Origin of the sequence: Emticicia soli, from assembly GCF_037860775.1 — a bacterium.
Classification (GTDB): Bacteria; Bacteroidota; Bacteroidia; order Cytophagales; family Spirosomataceae; genus Emticicia; species Emticicia soli.
On sequence record NZ_JBBEWC010000005.1, the window covers coordinates 307,038 to 327,046 of the forward strand.

At 38.5% G+C, this 20,009-nt stretch carries 23 protein-coding genes and 1 riboswitch; of the genes, 14 read left to right on the plus strand and 9 right to left on the minus strand.

The window, feature by feature from the left end; genetic code table 11:
- The first annotated feature begins 63 nt into the window (after positions 1 to 63).
- Positions 64 to 402, plus strand: coding sequence for a winged helix-turn-helix transcriptional regulator (locus tag WAE64_RS09245; protein WP_340236073.1), 339 nt, complete (start codon positions 64 to 66; stop codon positions 400 to 402).
- 180 nt (positions 403 to 582) lie between these two features.
- On the opposite strand, the gene WAE64_RS09250 is transcribed toward WAE64_RS09245, so the two are convergent.
- Positions 583 to 2,190, minus strand: coding sequence for an ABC-F family ATP-binding cassette domain-containing protein (locus WAE64_RS09250; RefSeq protein WP_340236074.1), 1,608 nt, complete (start codon positions 2,188 to 2,190; stop codon positions 583 to 585).
- Between the two features lie 517 nt (positions 2,191 to 2,707).
- Here WAE64_RS09250 and WAE64_RS09255 point away from each other — a divergent pair.
- The gene (locus tag WAE64_RS09255; RefSeq protein ID WP_340236075.1) at positions 2,708 to 3,742 is read left to right on the plus strand and encodes a serine hydrolase domain-containing protein; all 1,035 of its coding nucleotides are present in this window, start codon (positions 2,708 to 2,710) and stop codon (positions 3,740 to 3,742) included.
- Between the two features lie 61 nt (positions 3,743 to 3,803).
- On the opposite strand, the gene WAE64_RS09260 is transcribed toward WAE64_RS09255, so the two are convergent.
- Complete coding sequence (locus WAE64_RS09260) at positions 3,804 to 4,133, minus strand: peptidyl-tRNA hydrolase (protein WP_340236076.1); 330 nt, start codon at positions 4,131 to 4,133, stop codon at positions 3,804 to 3,806.
- A 149-nt stretch (positions 4,134 to 4,282) separates the two neighbouring features.
- Here WAE64_RS09260 and WAE64_RS09265 point away from each other — a divergent pair, with 149 nt between their 5' ends.
- The 3 genes from WAE64_RS09265 to WAE64_RS09275 all read left to right on the plus strand — a co-directional run bounded on the left by WAE64_RS09265 (position 4,283) and on the right by WAE64_RS09275 (position 7,516).
- Complete coding sequence (locus WAE64_RS09265) at positions 4,283 to 5,140, plus strand: DUF2306 domain-containing protein (protein ID WP_340236077.1); 858 nt, start codon at positions 4,283 to 4,285, stop codon at positions 5,138 to 5,140.
- Between the two features lie 26 nt (positions 5,141 to 5,166).
- Complete coding sequence (locus WAE64_RS09270) at positions 5,167 to 5,784, plus strand: hypothetical protein (RefSeq protein WP_340236078.1); 618 nt, start codon at positions 5,167 to 5,169, stop codon at positions 5,782 to 5,784.
- 940 nt (positions 5,785 to 6,724) lie between these two features.
- Positions 6,725 to 7,516 carry a CPBP family glutamic-type intramembrane protease gene (locus tag WAE64_RS09275; protein WP_340236079.1) on the plus strand — a complete coding sequence of 264 codons (792 nt, stop codon included), beginning with the start codon at positions 6,725 to 6,727 and terminating at the stop codon, positions 7,514 to 7,516.
- Between the two features lie 81 nt (positions 7,517 to 7,597).
- Here the strand turns inward: WAE64_RS09275 and WAE64_RS09280 are convergent, their stop codons facing one another.
- The gene (locus tag WAE64_RS09280) at positions 7,598 to 8,407 is read right to left on the minus strand and encodes an SDR family NAD(P)-dependent oxidoreductase (protein ID WP_340236080.1); all 810 of its coding nucleotides are present in this window, start codon (positions 8,405 to 8,407) and stop codon (positions 7,598 to 7,600) included.
- A 220-nt stretch (positions 8,408 to 8,627) separates the two neighbouring features.
- Between WAE64_RS09280 and WAE64_RS09285 the strand changes: the two genes are divergently transcribed.
- The 5 genes from WAE64_RS09285 to WAE64_RS09305 all read left to right on the plus strand — a co-directional run bounded on the left by WAE64_RS09285 (position 8,628) and on the right by WAE64_RS09305 (position 10,984).
- Positions 8,628 to 9,446, plus strand: a complete 819-nt coding sequence (locus tag WAE64_RS09285) for a universal stress protein (protein WP_340236081.1) — start codon at positions 8,628 to 8,630, stop codon at positions 9,444 to 9,446.
- A 71-nt stretch (positions 9,447 to 9,517) separates the two neighbouring features.
- Complete coding sequence (locus tag WAE64_RS09290) at positions 9,518 to 9,793, plus strand: hypothetical protein (RefSeq protein ID WP_340236082.1); 276 nt, start codon at positions 9,518 to 9,520, stop codon at positions 9,791 to 9,793.
- 46 nt (positions 9,794 to 9,839) lie between these two features.
- Positions 9,840 to 10,193 carry an Hsp20/alpha crystallin family protein gene (locus WAE64_RS09295; RefSeq protein WP_340236083.1) on the plus strand — a complete coding sequence of 118 codons (354 nt, stop codon included), beginning with the start codon at positions 9,840 to 9,842 and terminating at the stop codon, positions 10,191 to 10,193.
- Between the two features lie 11 nt (positions 10,194 to 10,204).
- The gene (locus WAE64_RS09300) at positions 10,205 to 10,594 is read left to right on the plus strand and encodes a hypothetical protein (RefSeq protein WP_340236084.1); all 390 of its coding nucleotides are present in this window, start codon (positions 10,205 to 10,207) and stop codon (positions 10,592 to 10,594) included.
- 27 nt (positions 10,595 to 10,621) lie between these two features.
- Entirely contained in the window at positions 10,622 to 10,984 is a 363-nt protein-coding gene (locus WAE64_RS09305; RefSeq protein WP_340236085.1) for a hypothetical protein, read from the plus strand.
- 261 nt (positions 10,985 to 11,245) lie between these two features.
- Here the strand turns inward: WAE64_RS09305 and WAE64_RS09310 are convergent, their stop codons facing one another.
- Together WAE64_RS09310 and WAE64_RS09315 are read right to left on the minus strand one after the other, a co-directional pair.
- Positions 11,246 to 11,962 carry a DUF4262 domain-containing protein gene (locus WAE64_RS09310; protein ID WP_340236086.1) on the minus strand — a complete coding sequence of 239 codons (717 nt, stop codon included), beginning with the start codon at positions 11,960 to 11,962 and terminating at the stop codon, positions 11,246 to 11,248.
- A 266-nt stretch (positions 11,963 to 12,228) separates the two neighbouring features.
- Complete coding sequence (locus tag WAE64_RS09315; RefSeq protein ID WP_340236087.1) at positions 12,229 to 12,666, minus strand: DUF2141 domain-containing protein; 438 nt, start codon at positions 12,664 to 12,666, stop codon at positions 12,229 to 12,231.
- Between the two features lie 341 nt (positions 12,667 to 13,007).
- On the opposite strand from WAE64_RS09315, the gene WAE64_RS09320 reads away from it, so the two are divergent.
- The 3 genes from WAE64_RS09320 (at position 13,008) to WAE64_RS09330 (ending at position 16,100) form a co-directional block, all read left to right on the plus strand.
- Positions 13,008 to 14,366 (plus strand): DUF3500 domain-containing protein, encoded by a 1,359-nt coding sequence (locus WAE64_RS09320; protein ID WP_340236088.1) that lies wholly within the window; start codon positions 13,008 to 13,010, stop codon positions 14,364 to 14,366.
- 221 nt (positions 14,367 to 14,587) lie between these two features.
- Positions 14,588 to 15,325 (plus strand): protein phosphatase 2C domain-containing protein, encoded by a 738-nt coding sequence (locus tag WAE64_RS09325; RefSeq protein WP_340236089.1) that lies wholly within the window; start codon positions 14,588 to 14,590, stop codon positions 15,323 to 15,325.
- Positions 15,326 to 15,347: 22 nt separating this feature from the next.
- The gene (locus WAE64_RS09330; protein ID WP_340236090.1) at positions 15,348 to 16,100 is read left to right on the plus strand and encodes a hypothetical protein; all 753 of its coding nucleotides are present in this window, start codon (positions 15,348 to 15,350) and stop codon (positions 16,098 to 16,100) included.
- A 262-nt stretch (positions 16,101 to 16,362) separates the two neighbouring features.
- On the opposite strand, the gene tenA is transcribed toward WAE64_RS09330, so the two are convergent.
- Genes tenA through thiM form a run of 4 tightly spaced genes read right to left on the minus strand, consistent with a single transcriptional unit; the run spans position 16,363 to position 19,290 of the window.
- Positions 16,363 to 17,013, minus strand: coding sequence for a thiaminase II (tenA, locus tag WAE64_RS09335; protein WP_340236091.1), 651 nt, complete (start codon positions 17,011 to 17,013; stop codon positions 16,363 to 16,365).
- Positions 17,000 to 17,836 (minus strand): bifunctional hydroxymethylpyrimidine kinase/phosphomethylpyrimidine kinase, encoded by an 837-nt coding sequence (gene thiD, locus WAE64_RS09340; protein ID WP_340236092.1) that lies wholly within the window; start codon positions 17,834 to 17,836, stop codon positions 17,000 to 17,002. The genes tenA and thiD overlap by 14 nt, the downstream gene beginning before the upstream one ends.
- 26 nt (positions 17,837 to 17,862) lie before the next feature.
- Positions 17,863 to 18,495, minus strand: a complete 633-nt coding sequence (gene thiE, locus WAE64_RS09345; RefSeq protein WP_340236093.1) for a thiamine phosphate synthase — start codon at positions 18,493 to 18,495, stop codon at positions 17,863 to 17,865.
- Positions 18,496 to 18,498: 3 nt separating this feature from the next.
- Positions 18,499 to 19,290, minus strand: a complete 792-nt coding sequence (gene thiM, locus WAE64_RS09350) for a hydroxyethylthiazole kinase (protein WP_340236094.1) — start codon at positions 19,288 to 19,290, stop codon at positions 18,499 to 18,501.
- 77 nt (positions 19,291 to 19,367) lie between these two features.
- Positions 19,368 to 19,460, minus strand: a riboswitch (TPP riboswitch).
- A gap of 234 nt (positions 19,461 to 19,694) precedes the next feature.
- Between thiM and WAE64_RS09355 the strand changes: the two genes are divergently transcribed.
- Complete coding sequence (locus WAE64_RS09355; protein ID WP_340236095.1) at positions 19,695 to 19,904, plus strand: hypothetical protein; 210 nt, start codon at positions 19,695 to 19,697, stop codon at positions 19,902 to 19,904.
- The last annotated feature ends 105 nt before the right edge of the window (positions 19,905 to 20,009 follow it).

Genomic DNA, 20,009 nt, shown 5'->3' on the forward strand with positions numbered 1-20,009 from the left:
AATGATAGTACTATCTTTTCGGATAGCGCTATCCAGAAAGATAGTATCGTAAAAAAACTAGAAATGCTTACACGAGAAGGTTGCCCCAAAACCATGCTTTCTATCAAAGATGCCCTTGAAGCACTAGAAGGCAAATGGAAATTGCTCATATTATTTGCTTTATCGGCCGGGCCGAAACGATTTAAGCAAATAAGTAAAGAGGTAAATGGTATAACCGATAGAACGCTTTCAAGAGAATTGAAAAATCTGGAAAGCAATAAGCTCATCAAGCGAGAAGTGCATGATACTTTTCCGCCTACGGTCGAATACACCATTACTGAACACGGTATGTCTCTTGAACGTGTAATAGATGAACTACATTTCTGGGGGCTAGCGCATCGTAAAGAGGTGATTGGTAAATAATCTTGTAGTTATTTTTGGAATATCTTCTTATAATAAAACATTATTTTATGGCTTCCATAAGAGAGAAATAATTTTTAGGAGCAAAAAAGTGTACATTGTGTTTAGCGTGTTTAACTTCTCACAATGTACATATTTAAGTAAAAGACTTCATCGTTATTGTATAAAGTACTAAGCCCAAGACTACATGCCTTTAGCTCTCTGCAAAACCAACCTTTGCTCAATGCCAATTTCACTAATAAATTGTTGGTCGTGAGCGATTACTAAGATAGTACCGTTGAAATCTTTGATAGCTTGTGTAAGTACCTCTTGACTATAAATGTCAAGATTATTGGTAGGTTCGTCAAGCATTAGCATATCGGGGGTATTATTACTGATGGCTAGACAACAAAGCAATAATTTCATTTTTTCGCCTCCGCTTAGCCCTACACATTTTCTATCCCATACTTCCCGTGGAAACTGGTGGTAATGTAACAGCATTTTTAGTTCATGTTCGGGCAAGTGTCGCTCGTTAAAGAGTTGAGTTTGCTCAAAAACTGTCAGTTTATTATCAATCACCGAATAGTGCTGGTCTACGTATAGATACTTAAATTTCTCTATGTAAATATCTCCTTGTGTGGGCTCGAGCATACCTGTTATGAGTTTCAACAAAGTAGTTTTACCCGTGCCATTGTTTCCCTCAATTCTGATTCTATCACCTGAGCGAAGTTGAAAAGATAATGGTGCTTGCCAGAGCAAACTTCTCTCATATCCATAGTTTATGTCTTTGGCATCAACCAGAATTTTACCCTTGTGCAAACCCGATTTCCGAAGGTCGAGTTTTAGCACCTGTTGTTCTTGTATTTGTGTTCTGATTTGCCGCAGACTACCAGCAATTTCGTTCATTTTGTCTTGTTGCACCTCTTTGGCTTTGGCAGTGCTTATTTCAGCCTTGCTTTTCAGGTTACCTGCTACAATCTTGGGCAAATTCTGCTTTAACCCGTTGGCTTTGCCTCTTATTTCTTGCCTCTGGCGTTGTTCAGCCAATTCTCTTGCTTTTTGTTGGACTTGTTTCAGTGTTTTCTCTTTCTCGTCGAGTTGAGCTTCTAGGGCTTCCAGTTTTCCCTCTTTTTGGGTTTTGTAGAAATCGTAGTTTCCACCAAAAGCCTCTACGCCAGTTTTGCTAAGCTCAAGCGTTAGGTCGAGTAGGTTTAGCAAAGTGCGGTCGTGGCTTACGAGTAAAAGCGTCTCTTTGCTTCTGCGGATAAACTCGTAGAGCAATTCACGACTTTGTGCATCGAGATGATTTGAAGGTTCATCGAGCAGAATAATCGTTGGTTCATGGATGAGTATTCCGGCCAGAAAAACTTTTGTTTTTTCGCCTCCGCTTAGTAAATGCATAGGCTGCCTGAGCGATAGGTGTTGCAAATGCCAATAAGCAAAGGCATTTTGTACACGTTCTTCAATCGTCCAGTCATCGTTTAGGAGCGTAAAATTCTCAACGGAGGCATCACCTTTTAGAATAGCTTCGTAAGCATTAAGTTTCTGCTCAATACCTAAAGCCTGTGCAATAGTGTAGGTATCGTATTGCCCCAAATGTTGCGGCACATAGTAGGGTTTTTCCGCCATAGATACATCTCCGGCCGATGCTTGTAATTGCCCTGCAATAATTTGTAACAACGTTGATTTACCTGTGCCGTTGTTGCCTACCAAAGAGGCTTTATTACCTTTTGCGATGGCAAAACTAATATGTTGAAACAGGGTTTCCCTGTCAGAATGGATATATGATAATGATTTTATAACAATACTCATTTGTAATGTGTGTAAGTATGTGAAGAATAGACCATGACGAGCCAAAGCAATCACAAAGCGATTTGCTGCCCGAAAAAGCCTCGAAGGCTGATGTATGATGGTATTACATTGATTTCTAAGTTCGGCCGCAACAAGTAGTAATTGCTGTTGGCGAGTTGACAATTGGGTTTATCAAAACATTCCGTTTCGGAATCTGCTAGAGCAAGGCGCTCTAAAACTTAGTATCTCACATTGAGTATTGTGTTTTTATTACGATGCAAAGGTACAAGCTGATTTTTTATTTTGCAAATACAGCCTGCGTACCATGCCTATACTTGAACGAGAAAGGTTGTGGCACGCATAGTATGGAAGAAATTACTTTACCACGGAGTAAACGGAGTTATGCAGGGGGTTGCACGGGGTACAAGCTTAATATTCGGAACAATCCTTCGTTAATTCCCACTTCCTAAAATTTAGTTTTACACCAGATATTTCATATCTTGAAAGTTTATTTACCTTGCTGCAAAAACACAAGAGAATGACGAAAATAAAGCGATTGCTTAGAATAATAATGCCTATTGTCGCAATAGTCTGTGCTGTTGTATTTGTACCTTGGAAGGTAATCTGGTTTTGGATACAACCATTGCCTGACACTGTTCAGGAACAAGTTGACCAAGCGATTAGCCGTGGAGAAGATGGTATTATTGTCTATGTCGACCAGCCTAATAAAGCTCCTGAATTTTATGCTGCTGGCTGGAAAAATAAAGCAAATAAAGTTCCGGCCGATGCGCATGCCTTATTTAAAATTGCCAGTATAAGTAAGTTATACATTGCTACTGCTACTGCCAAGTTGGTCAGCATAAAACTTTTGTCGCTAGATGCTACCCTCGCAGAACTCTTACCTGAACTGGCCGGAAGAATTGAATATGCAGATAAGATTACACTGAAAATGATGGTACAACACCGAAGCGGTATTCCGAGTTATACTGATAATCCCGACTTCCCGTGGTTAAAGCCATTTACTGATATTGACAAGATTGTTAATACAGTTTTAGACAAACCCTCAGATTTTAAACCTGATAGTCGTTATAGTTATTCGAATACGAATTATATTCTAATTGGGAAAATTCTTGATAAAAAATTGGGTTATAACCATCAACGATATATCAAAGCAGAAATTCTTGATAAGCTTGGCTTGACCCATACGTATGGTATGATGAGTGAGGTAAATCCAGACGAGCTCAGTAGTGGATATATTATCGACTATGAAGGAGATTTTAAAGCCATTGATTATGTAGCTCCGGGTGCTTCGATGGTTGCCACTGCGGAAGATGTTGGCATATTTTTGAAGGCCTTGAACAAAGGCACTTTATTGAATAAAAGCGAACAAGCTATTTATTCATCTATTTATGTGTATGAGCACACGGGCCTGGTGCCTGGTTACCAGAGTATTGCACGTTACCACAAGGATACAGATACAGTAATTATTCAGTTTATGAATACCAGTGGCGGAGATATGTGGGCGATGTCAGAGGTAATATATAATGGAATTGTGAAGATTCTTAGTAAGTAGACTGCCTGCGTACCATGCCTATTCTCGGAAGAATAGGGGCGTGGCACGGATAGTTGGAGAATTACAGATAATCTTTTCTATCTCTACTTGGTGTCCACATCTTATAAAACCGAAAAGCTTTTGAATATTCTTCTCTCGGACAAAAAGCTATACAAACCTCCTGATTATGCAAGGCTGATTCGGTAAGAACTACGTGTTGTGCTTCGTTTTTAGCATTTTCAAATTCTTTAAGATTTACTTTACAAACCACCTTTTTGAAGATACTATTAATCCATTGTTGCATGGCGGGCTCAGACTCATATGCTTTATAACAGGCCAGAGAAGCATGCGCCGTAATGACGGGTACAAAATTATCAGGGACATCGTCTCGTACCAGAATATACATTTTCATATCGCAGAGTTTTATGCAATATTAAAAATTAGTACTGAAAACAAAAAAACGTCTGCTGAAATACCGAAAATAAAAATTGCTTCTTTCTTTTCCTGAGAAAATCTGTATTTTTACAGCATTCCTCTTTATCATCACTATCTTAGCTTACTATGACAAACTCACAAACGATGGGTATTACTCAACCGACGCTTGATTCTAAAGCTGAACGAATCATTGCCAAGGTTTTTGCTTGGACACGCGTTTTACTCATGACAACTGTATGGGTAAGCGCCGGACTCTTCGGACTTTACATTCTGGCATTCTACGCTGCTGCTTTGTACCAGGGCAATCTGGAGCGGTGGAACGAGATTCTACCCGGTTTATACGACCAAAGCACCCGAAAAGCTACAATGGGTATTGGTTTACACTTTGCTATGGGGGGCATTATTCTGATACTTGGGAGTATTCAACTCATTGATACCATTAGGGTAAAATATCTTACATTTCACCGATGGGTGGGGCGCATTTATGTAGTGGCTTCGATACTCGTTGCTATTGGCGGACTCATATTTATTGCAATAAAAGGCACTATCGGTGGCATTGTAATGAACATAGGCTTTGGTCTATATGGTGTATTGATGCTTTTAGCTGCTGTACAAACCTATAAATATGCCGTAGCTCACGACACCGAAACACACCGAGCATGGGCTTTGCGCTTATATGCCCTTGCTATTGGCTCTTGGCTTTACCGCATGGACTACGGTTTTTGGTTTTTACTGGCCGACAAAGCAGGCCACAACAACACCTTCACAGGTATTTTTGATTACATAATGGCGTTTTTCTTCTATATCCCAAATCTGCTAGTAGCTGAGATATTTATCCGCTCACAAAACAGCCGTAAGATGTCAATTTGGCTAAATCTTGCGTTCACGATAGTGCTATTGGTAATGATTAGCTTCCTGCTTCTCGGCACATACTACTTCACTAAATTCTACTGGGGCCCGGCTATTGTTGGGTGGTTGTTTTGAAGTAATTGCAGATTAATATGCTTAGCTTGTTTAAACGAACAAAAAAAGAGAACTGGGAAATTCAATTACTTAGAAATGTAGTAATTAATCTTCCAGATGAATACTCATACTTATTAAGCCAAATTAATGATAATTTATTGAAAGGGGTAATCGTTGAGGCTAGTGATATACCTGGTTATGTAGCTTTTACTTTTTGTGCTAGTGTATTGAAAAAACATGAAAAAGCGAGTGTTAAGGATTTTAAGCTTACAAATATAAAGGTATTTGATACTAAAACTTTAACCTTTCTGCCTTATGAAATTTATATTTCACACGGTACAATTAGTGGGTATTCAATCGGTGGAAATAAGAAAAAGAAAATCGATGTAAATAAAATTGATACTTATGCATTTAAAAGAGAGCTCATAAGTGAATCTGTCTATGATCTCATAGCAAATTTGCTTACACCACAAGAGAAAGAACTTTTAAATCCATCTCAGATTTACTCCGTCTTTATTGATGACAAAGAATACTTTCATATAAAAGATTTGGAAGATGGAGACTTTATTGGCATCGATGAAAGAAGAAACGTTTATAAAATTACTCATAACCTAACCAAAATATTAGCCCTTAATAAAGAGATTATTGATATATTGAAAAGCTGAGCTAATCTTAAGTATATTTTAAGTGTTCATTCAGTTTCAAGAAACGTTTTGTCTCAACCGATTCCTCTTGCTATGCTTTATGCTAGCGCACACGGGAGACTCCGCCGAGAAATGACTTACCTCTTAATCCATTAGCCTGGGAAAAAGCATTTTTCTATATAATAATGAGTACAAGCAAAGTAGTACTAAAACTTTAAAAAAATCCTCACACAAGAATATGACCATCGTCATAATTTCTAATGATTTTGCTTAGGTTTTATTATTTGTGTCTTTTCTAGCTTTGCTCCATCGTAGCTGCTGTTGAATAAAACCCAATTAGGTTTTAGGGTTTAGAGTGGTGTTTAGCTTACATCAGATAAATACCACTATAAATCATTTTTTATTCAGACCATACAAGAGGTTCGGTTTTGATAACCTTGGGCATTCACACCTGAGCAATCAATTAGAAATTTAAGAAAGTGTTTTACATGCAAATAAGTGTTGCTTATTTTTTCTGATATGCGTCATATTTAAAACTTAACTTCCTCATAAATTATCAGGGTTTAACCCACTAGATTTGAAATATTAATCGGAATACGTATAGATATTGAGGAGAATATCTATATTCTTCTTCCTTTTAGCTCATGTAGTTCAAAGGCGAACGATTCACACAACATACTAATTATTAGGTGAAAGCACGTATGCAAAGGTTTGAAAAGCCAGGTTCTGTTAGATGATAAAAAGACAGGTAATGCCTGTCTTTTTTATGACGATTGAATTTGTAGGTTTAAATAAGTGAAAAATTCGCACAACGAAGATTTTTCGACAGCTTAGGATTAGAACGATTAAAGTTAAAAAGACAGGTTTTGCCTGTCTTTTTTCTGAAATACAACTATCGGATTAATAACAATAGCTATATTTTGTTTTTGGATAAAACAACTTCAAGAACTAAACAAAAATTATGAAACAACTTATTGCATTTTTCAGCCTTAGCTATGGTATTAGCTGGCTAATCTGGTTTCCGCTTTATGGCCATTTACTTGGCATACCAAAACTACCTATTGTGCCGTATCATCATGCACTTGGGGCATTGGGGCCGCTTATAGCATCATTTATCTCAACTTACATTTATAGTGGTAGCGCAGGAGTAAAAGGGTTGCTAGGGCAGTGTTTTAAGATAAAACCGTTTGTATATGTGCTAATCGCTCTTTTGAGCCCCTTTATATTAATGGCTATCGCAGTTGGTATGAGTTATGTTATAAATCATAAACCTATCGATTTATCAGCAATTCTCAGTTCAAAAGAGTTTCCTGGTTTTAATTTGCTCAGCTTTTTTATTTATAATCTTATCTTCTTTGGATTTGGCGAAGAAGTGGGCTGGCGAGGCTTTGCTCTCCCACGTTTGCAGGCGAATATGAGTGCCTTAAATGCCAGCATTTTGCTTACACTATTCTGGGCTTTGTGGCATTGGCCTTTGTTTTTCTACCGGCCAAGCTTTATGGGAATGGGTTTTGGCGGAACTATCGGTTGGGTATTTAGTTTGCTTACTGGTAGTGTTTTGCTCACATGGCTCTATAATTCTTCAAGAGCAAGCATTCTGGTTTGTGCCATCTTTCACTCAACCGTCGACATAGCCTTTACTGCCGATTTCTCCGATCAGAATATTATGAACTACATGGGGATGCTCATCACCGTCTGGGGTATATTAACAATCGTGATTTTTAAGCCTGCGAAGTTGAGAAAGAATAATTAATTTAATGGCGAATTTTCAAATTTTTGCATTTAAAGATTCATTTATTCACCAATTCGCCATTAATAATTCATAATTATTCTTCTACACCAACAACAAACCACCATCAACAATAATACTGCTGCCTGTAATATAGTTGCTGGCCTTGCTGGCAAGAAATAAGGCTGCATTGCCAATGTCTTCGGGTTCGCCGATACGTTGTAATGGCAGCGATTGAATATATTTGGCGCTTTCTGCCATCATGGCTTCAGCTTGTTCTTTCGTAATGTTATCTCCGGCAATTTTCCGAATGCCCGGTGTATTTACGCCACCTGGCGCAATATCGTTTACAGTGATGCCATATTTACCTGCCTCTTTGGCAAATGCCCTTGTGAGCATTCTTACGCCACCCTTAGAGGAATCGTACTGAGATAAGTTTCCTGTAGGTTTAAGACTATCAATAGAAGAAATATTAATTATTTTACCCCCATGTTTCTTTTCGATAAGGGTATTGATAAACAATTTTGATAAAAACGCTACCGATTTCAGATTCAGGTTTAAGGTTTTGTCCCAAAGCTCTTCACTCAATTCGGTAAGGGGTACATACTTAAATATGCCTGCATTATTTACCAATATATCAATGTCTCCAAAAGTAGCAAGCGTTTGCGTTATCACGGTTTCAAGATTCGCCGTTATACTAAGGTCAGCTTGTGTATAAGCTACTTTATCAGTGCTTTGCGCAATGCTTTCTATGCTTGCGCTTGCTTCTTGCGGGCTTACAATATCTACAATCATTACAGAAGCACCTGCTTGTGCTAAGCGTGTAGCTATTCCATTACCTATACCCATAGCACCGCCTGTAACAATGGCTGTTTTGCCCGATAAGTCAAAAAGTTGTTCTATAATGTTGTTCATGCTAATACTTGTCTAAAATAATTTAATGTATAATTGTGAGCTGTAAAACAACACCATTAGCACCCCCTAAATTATGAGTAATATCAGTTTTGAAAATGATGTTAAACACCACCAGCTATTGGCTCAAAAACTGACTATAATCATATGACTCACTATCTGGTATCAGTTTTTTAGGATATACAATTACGCAACTTTGTAATGTCAAAAAAGAATAATCTCGATGAAAAAGATACTTTGTACAACCGATTTCTCCAGACAAGCCGCTAAAGTATGCCGTTATGCCGTACAATTGGCCAAGCAAACCAATGCACGTTTATATATATTGCATGCATCTCACCCAAGCTTCATACGTCCGTTCGATACCGAGGCTATGGATTTTGATGAAAGTTACGTACAGACTTATTATGAAGCCAAACTGAAAAGATTGGCGAGAAGACTGGTGAAGTCGGTTGATGGTGGCATAAGCATCGAGACTATAAATAAAACAGGGTTTGCTGTTGAGGTAATTACAGAAATGGCTAAGCAGATTCGACCTGATTTATTACTGATGGGTACTGTTGGACAACTGCCTAGAAGCCCTGGAGTAATAGGGAATTTGGGCAGCGAAATGATAGGTAAATCGCCAGTACCACTTATGCTTGTGCCGCCCAAAGCTAAGTTCAGAGCTTTTGAGAATGTGTACATGGCCGTTGATGTAAGCGAGAAGGTTGATGCCGTGACTTTACAAAAAATGATAAATAGCCTGAAAACTTTCAAAGTTATTATCAATATATTTTCGGTGGTGAGAGATCCCGAGGCGTCACAGGTAAAAGAGGTGATATTCAATATTCGTGAAATGCTGAAAGATTATCCGCACATAATAGATATAGTGAAGGGTGATAATTTTGTGCAGGCTTTTCTGAATGGTGCGCAGGCTCATAAGGCCGACCTGATGATTGTTTTTCCGAAACAGCATGGTTGGTTTGACCGTTGGTTCAAAGGAACAAATACAGAGGAATTGATTTTAAGAACCGAATTACCTATGATAGCCATTGCCTGATAAACTGCTTGTACGTATATATATAATAGTTTTTTTGGTGCTGATTTTTTCTTAACATAAAGCGAATTAAGATGAATGCTGTAATTGATAGAATATGGGTAGGTAGATTAAAGCATACAGGTAGTTCTGATGCTATTAGTAAAGCCTTGTTAAGCATGGTGGGGGTTTTGTATGTAAAACCGAATCTGGAAGAAGGTTGGGTAGAGGTAGAGCATGAAGATTTTACTGATCCAGAAAGTATTGAAGCACGGCTCATAGAGGTAATTTATGAGGTAAAAAATGCAGCTACACCTATAGCTTTTGATGAAACCGACAATACTGAACGACCCATTCAGTGGATGTTGTAAAATAAAGAATGAATGCGGTAAATGAAAGTATGAAATCAATAGTCAAATGACTGACGTGCTTAAAAATGATATTGCCCAAACTAATCTGCTCAGCAAAGAGCGTGTATGTGTGCCTTTGGTAAAAATAAAGCGAAGCGAATGGGCATTTGAGCTAAAAATAGTAGCGCCGGGTATTAGAAAAGAAGATTTTAGCCTTGAAATAGCTAATGGAGTAATGATAGTACAAGGGCGAACAGCCATAATCTTAGAGACCAACATGGCAATGCAATATAGCAAAGCCTATGAGTATATTTCGTTTTCTCGTGAATTTTTATTGCCTCAAAATGTTGATGTCAGTAAAATAGAGGTAAGCTATGATTATGAAATATTGGAGGTGCACTTGCATAGAGTACAACATTAAAATAAAAAGCCATGAATATACAACCTATTTTTACATCAACACCGATAGATGTTGAAGAGCGACTTTGGCAGAATGAACTAGAAATAATTGCCGAAGACAATGATTTCTTTTTGAGTCTGCTTACCTCACTGCAGTCTGAACAGATTATATCCAATAGAGATTACGAGAAAACTAATCTGTTTTTCAACTATTTTCAGTATTTTTTTCAACAAACCAAGCATCTGAAATTGGTTATAGAGCAAATAGCAAAACAAGATTTATTGAAACAGGAAAATAAAAAGCAGCGATTAAGGGAAGAAGTTAATTGTCTGGTGCAAAAATATGAAATCTTTAAAAATAATTTTAAGTCATTTCTTAGTACTTTAACATTTAATAAAGCTATATTTACCTATTATTTTTGAGTAGAAAAAATTTACAACCATTTTAGGATGAGAAGCCTTTCGTTCAGCGTAATCCTGCTGTTTGCATTGATGCATCTGCTTGGGTTCTTTAAGGCATACGAATTAATGAGAATTAATGAGTTTTCGATGGCGGTTTCAAAGCCTTGGGGACTTATGTGGTTATTATGTAGTGTGTTATTATTTGTTACTGCAGTTCTTTATCACAATCGCAATAGTCGCTGGCTTAGCGTTGGTATATTAACTGTTATGGTGTCGCAGACACTTATTTTTTCTTTCTGGGCCGATGCCATGTATGGCACAATTATCAATGCAATGCTTATTGAAATGATTTGTGCCGAAACCACAGGAAAAGTTTTTCTGGGGTTCAATCAGAGCAAAGAACAAGAATAAAAAAACAATATCTTCAAGCTCCTTGACTATAATCCGGCCAAGTGAATACGCTTATGTGTTTTAACACAAAAACCAGACTACAGAGACAAGCAAAATCTCTGGCAGGAAAACCTATGGGTTTGTCAGGAAGCAGCCATTCGCAAAATTTTTTATATACGCAGCCCAAAGCTGTGAAAGCCAGTTTGTGTGGTTAAAAAAAACTTCTTTGTGATTTCGTTTTTATTGGTTAAATTTTTAACTATCCTGTAGTTTCTGCTCTTATTAAGTCTCGTCTATTAAATCATATCTTTCCCATTTTGCACCAACAGAACTTCTCTCAGCATATTGGCCGTAATCTAAGTCAAAAACCTCATTAAGTGTTGGGTCTCTTTTTACTAATATAGCTAAAGCAACTAGCCTTCCATCTTCCGGCAGTTGATTGCCTGTCAGAAACTGCCAGTCGCCGTTGGCCTCATGCAATACTTTTAAAATTGGCTTTTGTTCTTCCATCCATTGTCTTGTTGTAAAAACACCCAGATTCTTTGCTTCTCTAAATTTAAAATCTACGTTTCTATCGAGCAAAGGTTGGTAATGAATCAGGGATTTATCGAAACCCGTTTCCCAGGGCAACAAATCTGCTTCGTCAGCCCAAACTAATTGTAAGGCAGGAAAATCTTCACTATTATAATAACTAATAGCAGGGTTAAAATAGTCTGCCATATTACGTTTGTCTACGGTTAAAAATGCAGCTCTGGCGTCTTTGAAAATTTCTGTATTTACTTCACCTGCAACAATGGTTTGTCCATCTTTTATCAAAGCAGCTACATCATTAATAATTTCGTGCATTAATTTAGTAGGCAAACCAAAACAGATAATTTCAGGGTGTTTATATGTTTGCCATAAGCCTATACTATAAGCAAAAGATGGCAGGTAATCAGTAGCTTCAATTTGGTTTATTACCAATCCATATTTTTCAATAAGGGCTTTGTTGTTGTTCATTTTTACATGTTTGGTAAATAATTTTATCTAAAAAGGTGGCAATTCGTGATTTTCTAAACCTTATATTGAATTTTAAATAAACTTTTTGGCTTTCGACTTGACTTTTAAGATTAAATATCGCAAAATTTGTAAACTTTTTTAGTCACAGCAAAACATACTTAAAAAAGCAGGATTTTATCCTGCTTTTTTTTCGTTTAAAACCCTCTTACAAAAGTTGTCAGAAGTTGAAAATGTACAATTTTGAGTTTGATATTTTTAAGAACATATCACAAATAACGTGTCTTAACTACAACAGATATATTACTGTTGTTCAACGAAAACTTGAAATCATCGAAAGCGGGTCTTTTCATACCTGTGAGGTAATAATTTGAAAACCCAAAACCTTCTTTAGGAATCATCAGCCCGTAGTCCATTTTGCCATTGTTGTTCTCATCGTCCAGAATTGCAATGCCATAAGTGCCGTTGGGCAATTGAATTCTTGCCGATAAACTACCTTTATTGATATGGTCTTTGCTGACAGCAATATTTTTAAACGGTTTCGATTTCTTGAAGCTTGCCTCATCTGTAAACACCTGTACTTTGATTACACCGCTGTTACTTCTTATTTGCGAGATGTTGATACTCACCACATTGTTTTCGGTTTGAGCCGAATCAGGCCAATAAAAACCTAGCAGGCATAAAACTGATAAAAAAAGATAGTTCATTGTTTTTGCAATAGTTTGTGTTAATGTTTATGCTGTGTTTTAAGTCATTATGTAAACTTTGTCGACTTACTTTAGTTTTAATAAAAACGAATAATAAATAACTATTTGATTAAAGATGATTACTTAATGTTAACGTTGTATTTAAATTTTTAATGCCTTATTTTAAACTAATCGATATTTTTATTCGTTTATAACACATAAACACCCTATTTTACCTACTCGCTTCGCCTTTTTACCTTTCATCCCCTATTTAAGAATGTTGTTGTATAGTCTCGTTAGAGATTAATCACCAATTTGTTTTCAGTGAACAATCCATACAACTTTAATATATTGAATACACTATGAGATCACGCAGATTCTATTGGCTAGGGCTTTTGTTAGTACCTATATTTATTTTTCAGGGTTGCAAGCCCGAAGAGCTTATTACAACACCAATGATTTCGGGCTTAAACTGCGAAACCGCTACCATTTCAGCTACACCTGTAAATGGCGTTGCGTTTTCGGGCCGGGTAACGATTCCTTATTCTGGTGGAAACGGCATGGTATATTCATCAACTGACAGCATTGCTTCAACAGGTATCAATGGCCTGAAGGCACACATTGTGGCAGGGATATTATCGCATGGTGAGGGTACTATTGCTTATACTATTACAGGTACGCCTAGTGCCGTCGGTAAGGCTACATTTCCGATTAATTTTGCGGGCCAAAGTTGTACAATCGAGGTAGCAATACAGGCCGATACCACCACGCCAAAGCCTTCAACTGGTTCAGTAGGGCAGGTCTTAGCAGCTATCGATACATTTCAAACTACTTTGTCGGCGGCGCAACGTACAGCCATACTATTGCCATTTACAAGCGCAAATCTTAACAAATGGTCGGTACAGGCAGGAAATGTGACCCGGAACGGGCTTGAGTTCAGTACCATGACCGCAATGCAGGTGATAGCTGCCAAAAAAGTAATTGCAGCGGCACTAGGTACTACTGCTGATGAAGGTTACGATGAGTTTATACAAATAACACTAGCCGAAGATGTGCTGGCGGCTAATTCAGACGGTAATTATTCATCAAAGAAATATAGCATTGCCTTTATTGGCACACCAAGCGAAACTGGTAAGTGGACGTTACAATTTGGCGGCCATAATTATACTAAACATATTAATTTTAATAATGGGGCTGTGGTAAGCACTACGCCTTCTTATCAGGCGGTTGAGCCACGCACATGGGCACAGGCTTCAATAGTTTATGCACCGCTCGACAACGAGAAAAATGCTATGGCGGCATTATTGGCAGGGCTTTCAACAGCAGAGCTAAATACCGCAAAGCTTAACACAGTTTTTACCGATGTTTTACTAGGGCCGGGCAAAGACACCGATTTCCCGTCAAACAAAACGGGTATAGCCGTAAGCGCGCTAAGTGCCAGCCAGAAAGCATTGGTTTTAGAAGCCATAAAACCCTGGATACTCGACGCCGATGATGTAACGGCGGCATCATTACTGAGTAGTTATGAGCAAGAGTTAAACGATACTTATATCTCTTACACAGGGAGTACTTTGTTTAACCAAAGCGGCGACTATGTGCGCATAGACGGGCCAAGTGTCTGGATAGAGTTTATATGTCGACCAGGTGTAATAGAAGCCAACGAAATTCACTATCGCTCAGTTTACCGTGACCGCAAAAGAGATTACGGCGGCAATTTATAGCACGCCAATTTAAAAATACAGAGCGATGTTCCTGATTGTATGTTCGCTTTATTTGTCAAGCATGAAGTGCCCCTCACAGGGCACTTTTTTATTATAAAACATGTATCTTCAAAGTATGCCCACAGCGGAGGGCGCTGCTATTAGAAATACAAAATTGAACAACACTTTTAGAATTAATACCAATTTATAAAATCTTTTGTATATTTTTGTAGTACCGAAAAATGAAAATATACACAACACTACAAAAAGGGGAGCACCACCTGAATTATTGCGAAGACTATTATTTTGTTGGTGAAATTGGCAACGATAAAGTTCTATGTGCTGTGATGGATGGTTGTACAATGGCTACCGATAGTTATTTCGCGTCAACACTTGTTGGGAAATTATTGAGGAAAATAAGTAAGGAAATATCTTACAAGGCTTTTTATGAAGAAGAGTCTTATATTTCACCTGAGAGTTATCTGAAAACTATATTAGCAGACTTATTCAAAGAACTAGCTTTGGTTAAGAATCAATTAATGTTGGAAAAAGACGAGCTTCTTACAACATTGATTATTATGCTCATAGATAAAAAAGCCAATGAAGGGGTTGTATTAGCCATTGGCGATGGTCTGGTTTCTATCAATGGTCAAGTAACAGAATTCGACCAAGATAATACACCCGATTATCTAGGGTATCATCTTCATAAAGATTTTGAAGAATGGTATAATTCCCAAACGCAGAAAATATTATTTTATGAAATAAACGACCTAATTATAGCAACTGACGGGATTTTTACGTTTATACCTATGAGAAAAGATAGTCGGGCAGATGAAATAAATCCGATTAATTTTATGCTGTTTGATAAAACCCAAAAACAAAATAGTACAATGTTGAGTTGGCAATTAAAGGACCTGGCACTTAACCATGACTTAAAACCGGCCGACGACCTTGCGATGATTAGAGTTTTGCGACACTGAAATAAAACACCCTCACATTTTTATGATTAACCCTTACATTATTAAGTTTCCTGATGAGTTTGAGAATAATATTGAACTCATGGAAGTTTTAAAAAACGGAACTGCTAAAGAAAAAGAACATGCCTTGCTAAATATTGCTTTAGGAGGGCACAGCCCAAAGGCTGTATTAGATTTATTTCTGTGCTATATAATTGACCCTGAATTAGAGGTAGTTGCTTATATGTGCATTGATAAATTTCTTGAAAACTACAGACAATACCCACTTGATAGAGTATTACCAGTATTGATAAACGGTCTTAACCATCCTAAAGAGATAATTAAGCACTATTGCCAGAACGCACTTGATAACTTGGTAATTCCAGGCAAACTGAAAGAGGAAACGCTCAGTTTTGAATCTTTTCAAATTTCTTTTGAATATGATTCATTGAGTTCGTATCTTCATTCTGATTCGGCAGAGCAAATCATTATTGCGTTGTTGTATTTGTATCACCGACCACATGCTAATGAACAGTTGTTTAAGGTATTAAACGAGCAACTGACTAAGAACATACCCGCCGTAACTTGTGTTGTTGGAGCAATTATTGATACCAAATTGGCAAACATTATAGAACTTATTAACGGCGTAGGCGAACTAAGCCTAGCCTCTTATACCATTGCCCGTGCATCGGGTATAAAATCGAAGGCAGTTTGGGTGTATGATCGCTTTGATTCTATTCGAGAACTTGCCCGTGAGCACATGAAGGTAATAGTAGCTGAAGAGCAGGAAGTAAGATAGTTGCCCAACCCGTGTTATGCCCATACTCGAAAGTAAAAGTGCATGGCACGGGTATTTTTCAAATGAATTATCCTGAAACGGTAAAGAATTGAGGCTAGTTTTTATTGCCACAATGTTCACAAAAACACAATGTTTCACAATAAAAAGTGGGCACTATTACAGCTATCTACTGTACTACCCGTGCCACGCCCTGTTACGAACAAGAAATAGGCGTGGCGCGGCAAATTCGACAATCCGCAATCGAAGTTCGACAATTAAAAAATCATTTCCACCGACGATTAATATAAGCTGCTTCCCAGAAATCGTATTCTAGTTTAGACGAAGCTATAAATGCTTCTGTCATTTGAGCTTGTGTGACTGTGGTGGCTTGTGCAGCGTTAGCATCACAAATACTTATAGCCGACCTTACGGCAATGCCGAATTCTTCACCTGCATAAGTGTCAATCCATTTTTGGTAGGGATTATTACCCGTTTGTTGGTGTTGATAGATATAATCGCCAACGGCTTTGTAAATCCAGAAGCAAGGCAAGACTGCCGCCATACCAACCTCAACAGCCTCTAAAGCCGCAGTACTACGTAAAAAATGCGCATAATGATGGCAAGCAGGTTGAATAGTATCCTTATCGACAATAGCAAAATCTTTAAAATAAGATTCATGCAAGGCGTTTTCTACAATGATTGTAGTTTCGGCAAAGCGAAAAAATGCCAGCATATCTGGTATGTTTTGTGCACGAGCACCTACAATAGCCAATGACCTACCAAAATGCTCAAGGTAGATAGAATCCTGCATCAGATAGTACTGAAATTTTTCGAGCGGAAGCGTACCGTCTATCAGTTCCTGAATAAAAGGCATTTGCAGAATAGACTCATAAATTGGCTCAATGCTCAGCCATGCTTGTTCAGACCATTTCATTTTTAATCAGTTTTTGAGGGTTGAAGAAGTGATTTAATGGGCCATTTCCCTTGCCGATAGCCACATCGGCACCGTGTTTAATGGCCTGATGCACATAGGTTTGTCCGAGCGAAACTGCTTCAAACAGGCTTTTACCTTGGGCAATATAAGCCGCAATGGCTGACGATAGCGTGCAGCCCGATCCATGTGTATTGTTGGTTGGGAATTTCTCAAATTCAAACGAATGGACTTCGCCTTTCCCATCGAAATATAAAGAAGTGATTCGGGGTAAGTCGAGATGTCCTCCTTTTAGTAGTACCGACTGGCAACCCAATGAATGAATCTTTTCGCCCGCTACATACATATCATCAAGGGTTTTGATTGGCATTTGTGCCAGAATCGCAGCCTCGTCCATATTAGGCGTAACAACTGCCGCAATAGGGAATAGTTGCTTAATAATGGTTTCAATAGTGGCATCTTCTATGAGTTTGTGCCCACTGGTAGCAACCATTACGGGGTCAAAAACAAGGGGTATAGACGGATATTTGCTGAGTGTTGCTACAATAGTAGCCACCAACTCAGCCGTATGCACCATGCCAACTTTAATGGCATCAGGAAAAATATCGTCCAGAGTAGTTTCTATCTGCTCGGCCACGGCCTGATAGGGGATAGGGTAGATACTACGCACTCCCTGGGTATTTTGTACAGGTAAAGCCGTAAGCACCGAGGTAGCAAAGCAACCCAGCGCCGAAAAAGTTTTAATGTCGGCCTGAATACCGGCTCCGCCACTTCCATCGAATCCGGCAATTGTAAGCGCCGATGGATAGGTGTATTTTTTATTCATCGTAAAAAGAGGTTTCTAAAATGTGTTTAAAGTAAACACCTGCGCAATTCATAAGCTGCCTTCTCGGGATTATCGGCTGCGCAGATGGCCGATACCACCGCTATACAGTCCGCTCCGGCTTGAATAATGGCTGCTGCATTGCTTTTGTTTACATTACCAATGGCAATTAGTGGTTTGTCTGTCAGGCTTCTGATTTTTTGCAGACCCTCAAGCCCCCATTCAGTTACGGTATCGGTCTTAGTAGCTGTCGAAAAAATCGGACTAATACCCAGATGGTCAGCAGTTGCTGTTTCGGCTGTATCTAATTGGCTCAGATACTCAATAGAATAGCCAATCTGAAGTTGGTTACCCCATTTTGTCCGAATCTCTGTTGGAGGCATATCACTATTGCCCACGTGTATCCCGAAGGCATCTACTGCATTGGCGACAGCCACGTTATCGTTGATGATTAGGGGCACATTGTAGCGTTCTGTAATTTCTTTCAGGCGGAGCGCCCTTTCGGTAAATGTTTCAGTATCGAGTGTCTTTTCACGAAGCTGAATAATCTCAACGCCACCCGCAATGGCTTGTTCGGCTACTTGCAGATAATTCCGACCCTTACAGGCTTCGGCTGAAATAACGAGATATAACTTATACGGGAACATTGTGTGGTTTGCCATACGCTATGCTATTTTGAGTGTTTGCCAAAACTCCTCTTCGCTGATATTGTGCAGCTTGTCGAGGAGGTTTACTTGTAAACTCCCCGGCCCGGCGCTTTGTTTGGCAGCCAGCTGTCCGCAAATACTAAATAAGGCTGTAGCAGCAGTAAGTGCCTCCAGTTTGTTGTCGATGGCAGCTATAAAAGCCCCGATAACAGCCGTTGCAGAACAACCAAGCCCTGTAACCTTGGTCATAAGGGCATCGCCATTGTCTAAACTGATAATTGCGCCTTTGCCAACAATAATATCTGTCTTGCCCGAAATACACACCAGCGTATCGTATTTTTCAGCAATCAACTTGGCGGCTTCAATAGCCTCGCTGCTTTCGGCGGTACTGTCAACCCCCTTGGTTGGGGTAGTGTTGGCTTTGGCCAAAGCCAGTATTTCGGAAGCATTGCCTCTGATAACCGTAGGCTTATAGCTGAGTAATGCACTGAGCGTATGGTTGCGGTAATTGGTTGCGCCTGCACCAACGGGGTCGAGCACCCAGGGTTTGCCAAGCTGATTGGCTTTTTCGGCAGCCAATAACATTGAGCGCACCCAGTAATCGTTAAGTGTGCCGATGTTGATTACCAAAGCTTGGCAGATGCTTACCATGTCTTGCACCTCAGGGTGTGCATGAGCCATAATAGGCGATGCTCCCACAGCCAGTAAGGCATTGGCAGTATTGTTCATCACGACAAAATTAGTAATGTTGTGCACAAGCGGAGATTGCGTGCGGACAGTTTCGATGTGTTTCCAAAGATTTTTTTCCATTGCGATTTGTTTTAAAATACAATGGCTGTAGAAGATTGCTTTGAAATAAAAGAGGATAAGATACGCTTATGTAAAGCTATATTTTATTCGCTTTTCCCTACGTCGGTATCAACCGTATCAGGTTCAAAGGGACTCTCTCAATTCTTTTCAGAATACCCCTAAAGCCAGAGGCAAAGTTAGAAAGAAATATGAGAATGTCAAATTTTGGTGGTTTGGGGTGGAGATTGATATAGAGATTAGCTTTATGGTTTGGTTATAAGATTATTTTGATAGTTTGTCTGCAAAAATCTTTTATACACCAAATTCGGTAATTAATAAGAGGATGCAGGTTTTATAGAAAATCTAACAAGTAACTAAATAATAGAACATATAAAATCCTATTTACAAATAAAAATGTAAGAATAATGCTAGAATGCATTTACGAGTATGAGTTTTTCTTAACGGAAATATTATGGAAAGAAAAATTAGGGAGCTATTATAAAGATAAGCAAAAGTATGCCAACTATTTTTCTGAAAAATTATTAAATCTTGATAAGGATACTTTAGATTACTCAAGTCTTTCAAAAAGTTATTTTTGGGGAAGTATTATGGAAGGTATTGAGTCTGGTATTTAATGGACAAATTGAATTGTATAATATTGTCATTAGGGGAGTGTAAACTGAACTGTGCCAAGGATTTTACAACTTCTCGCCACTAAAAGGCTTACCAGCATATATTCC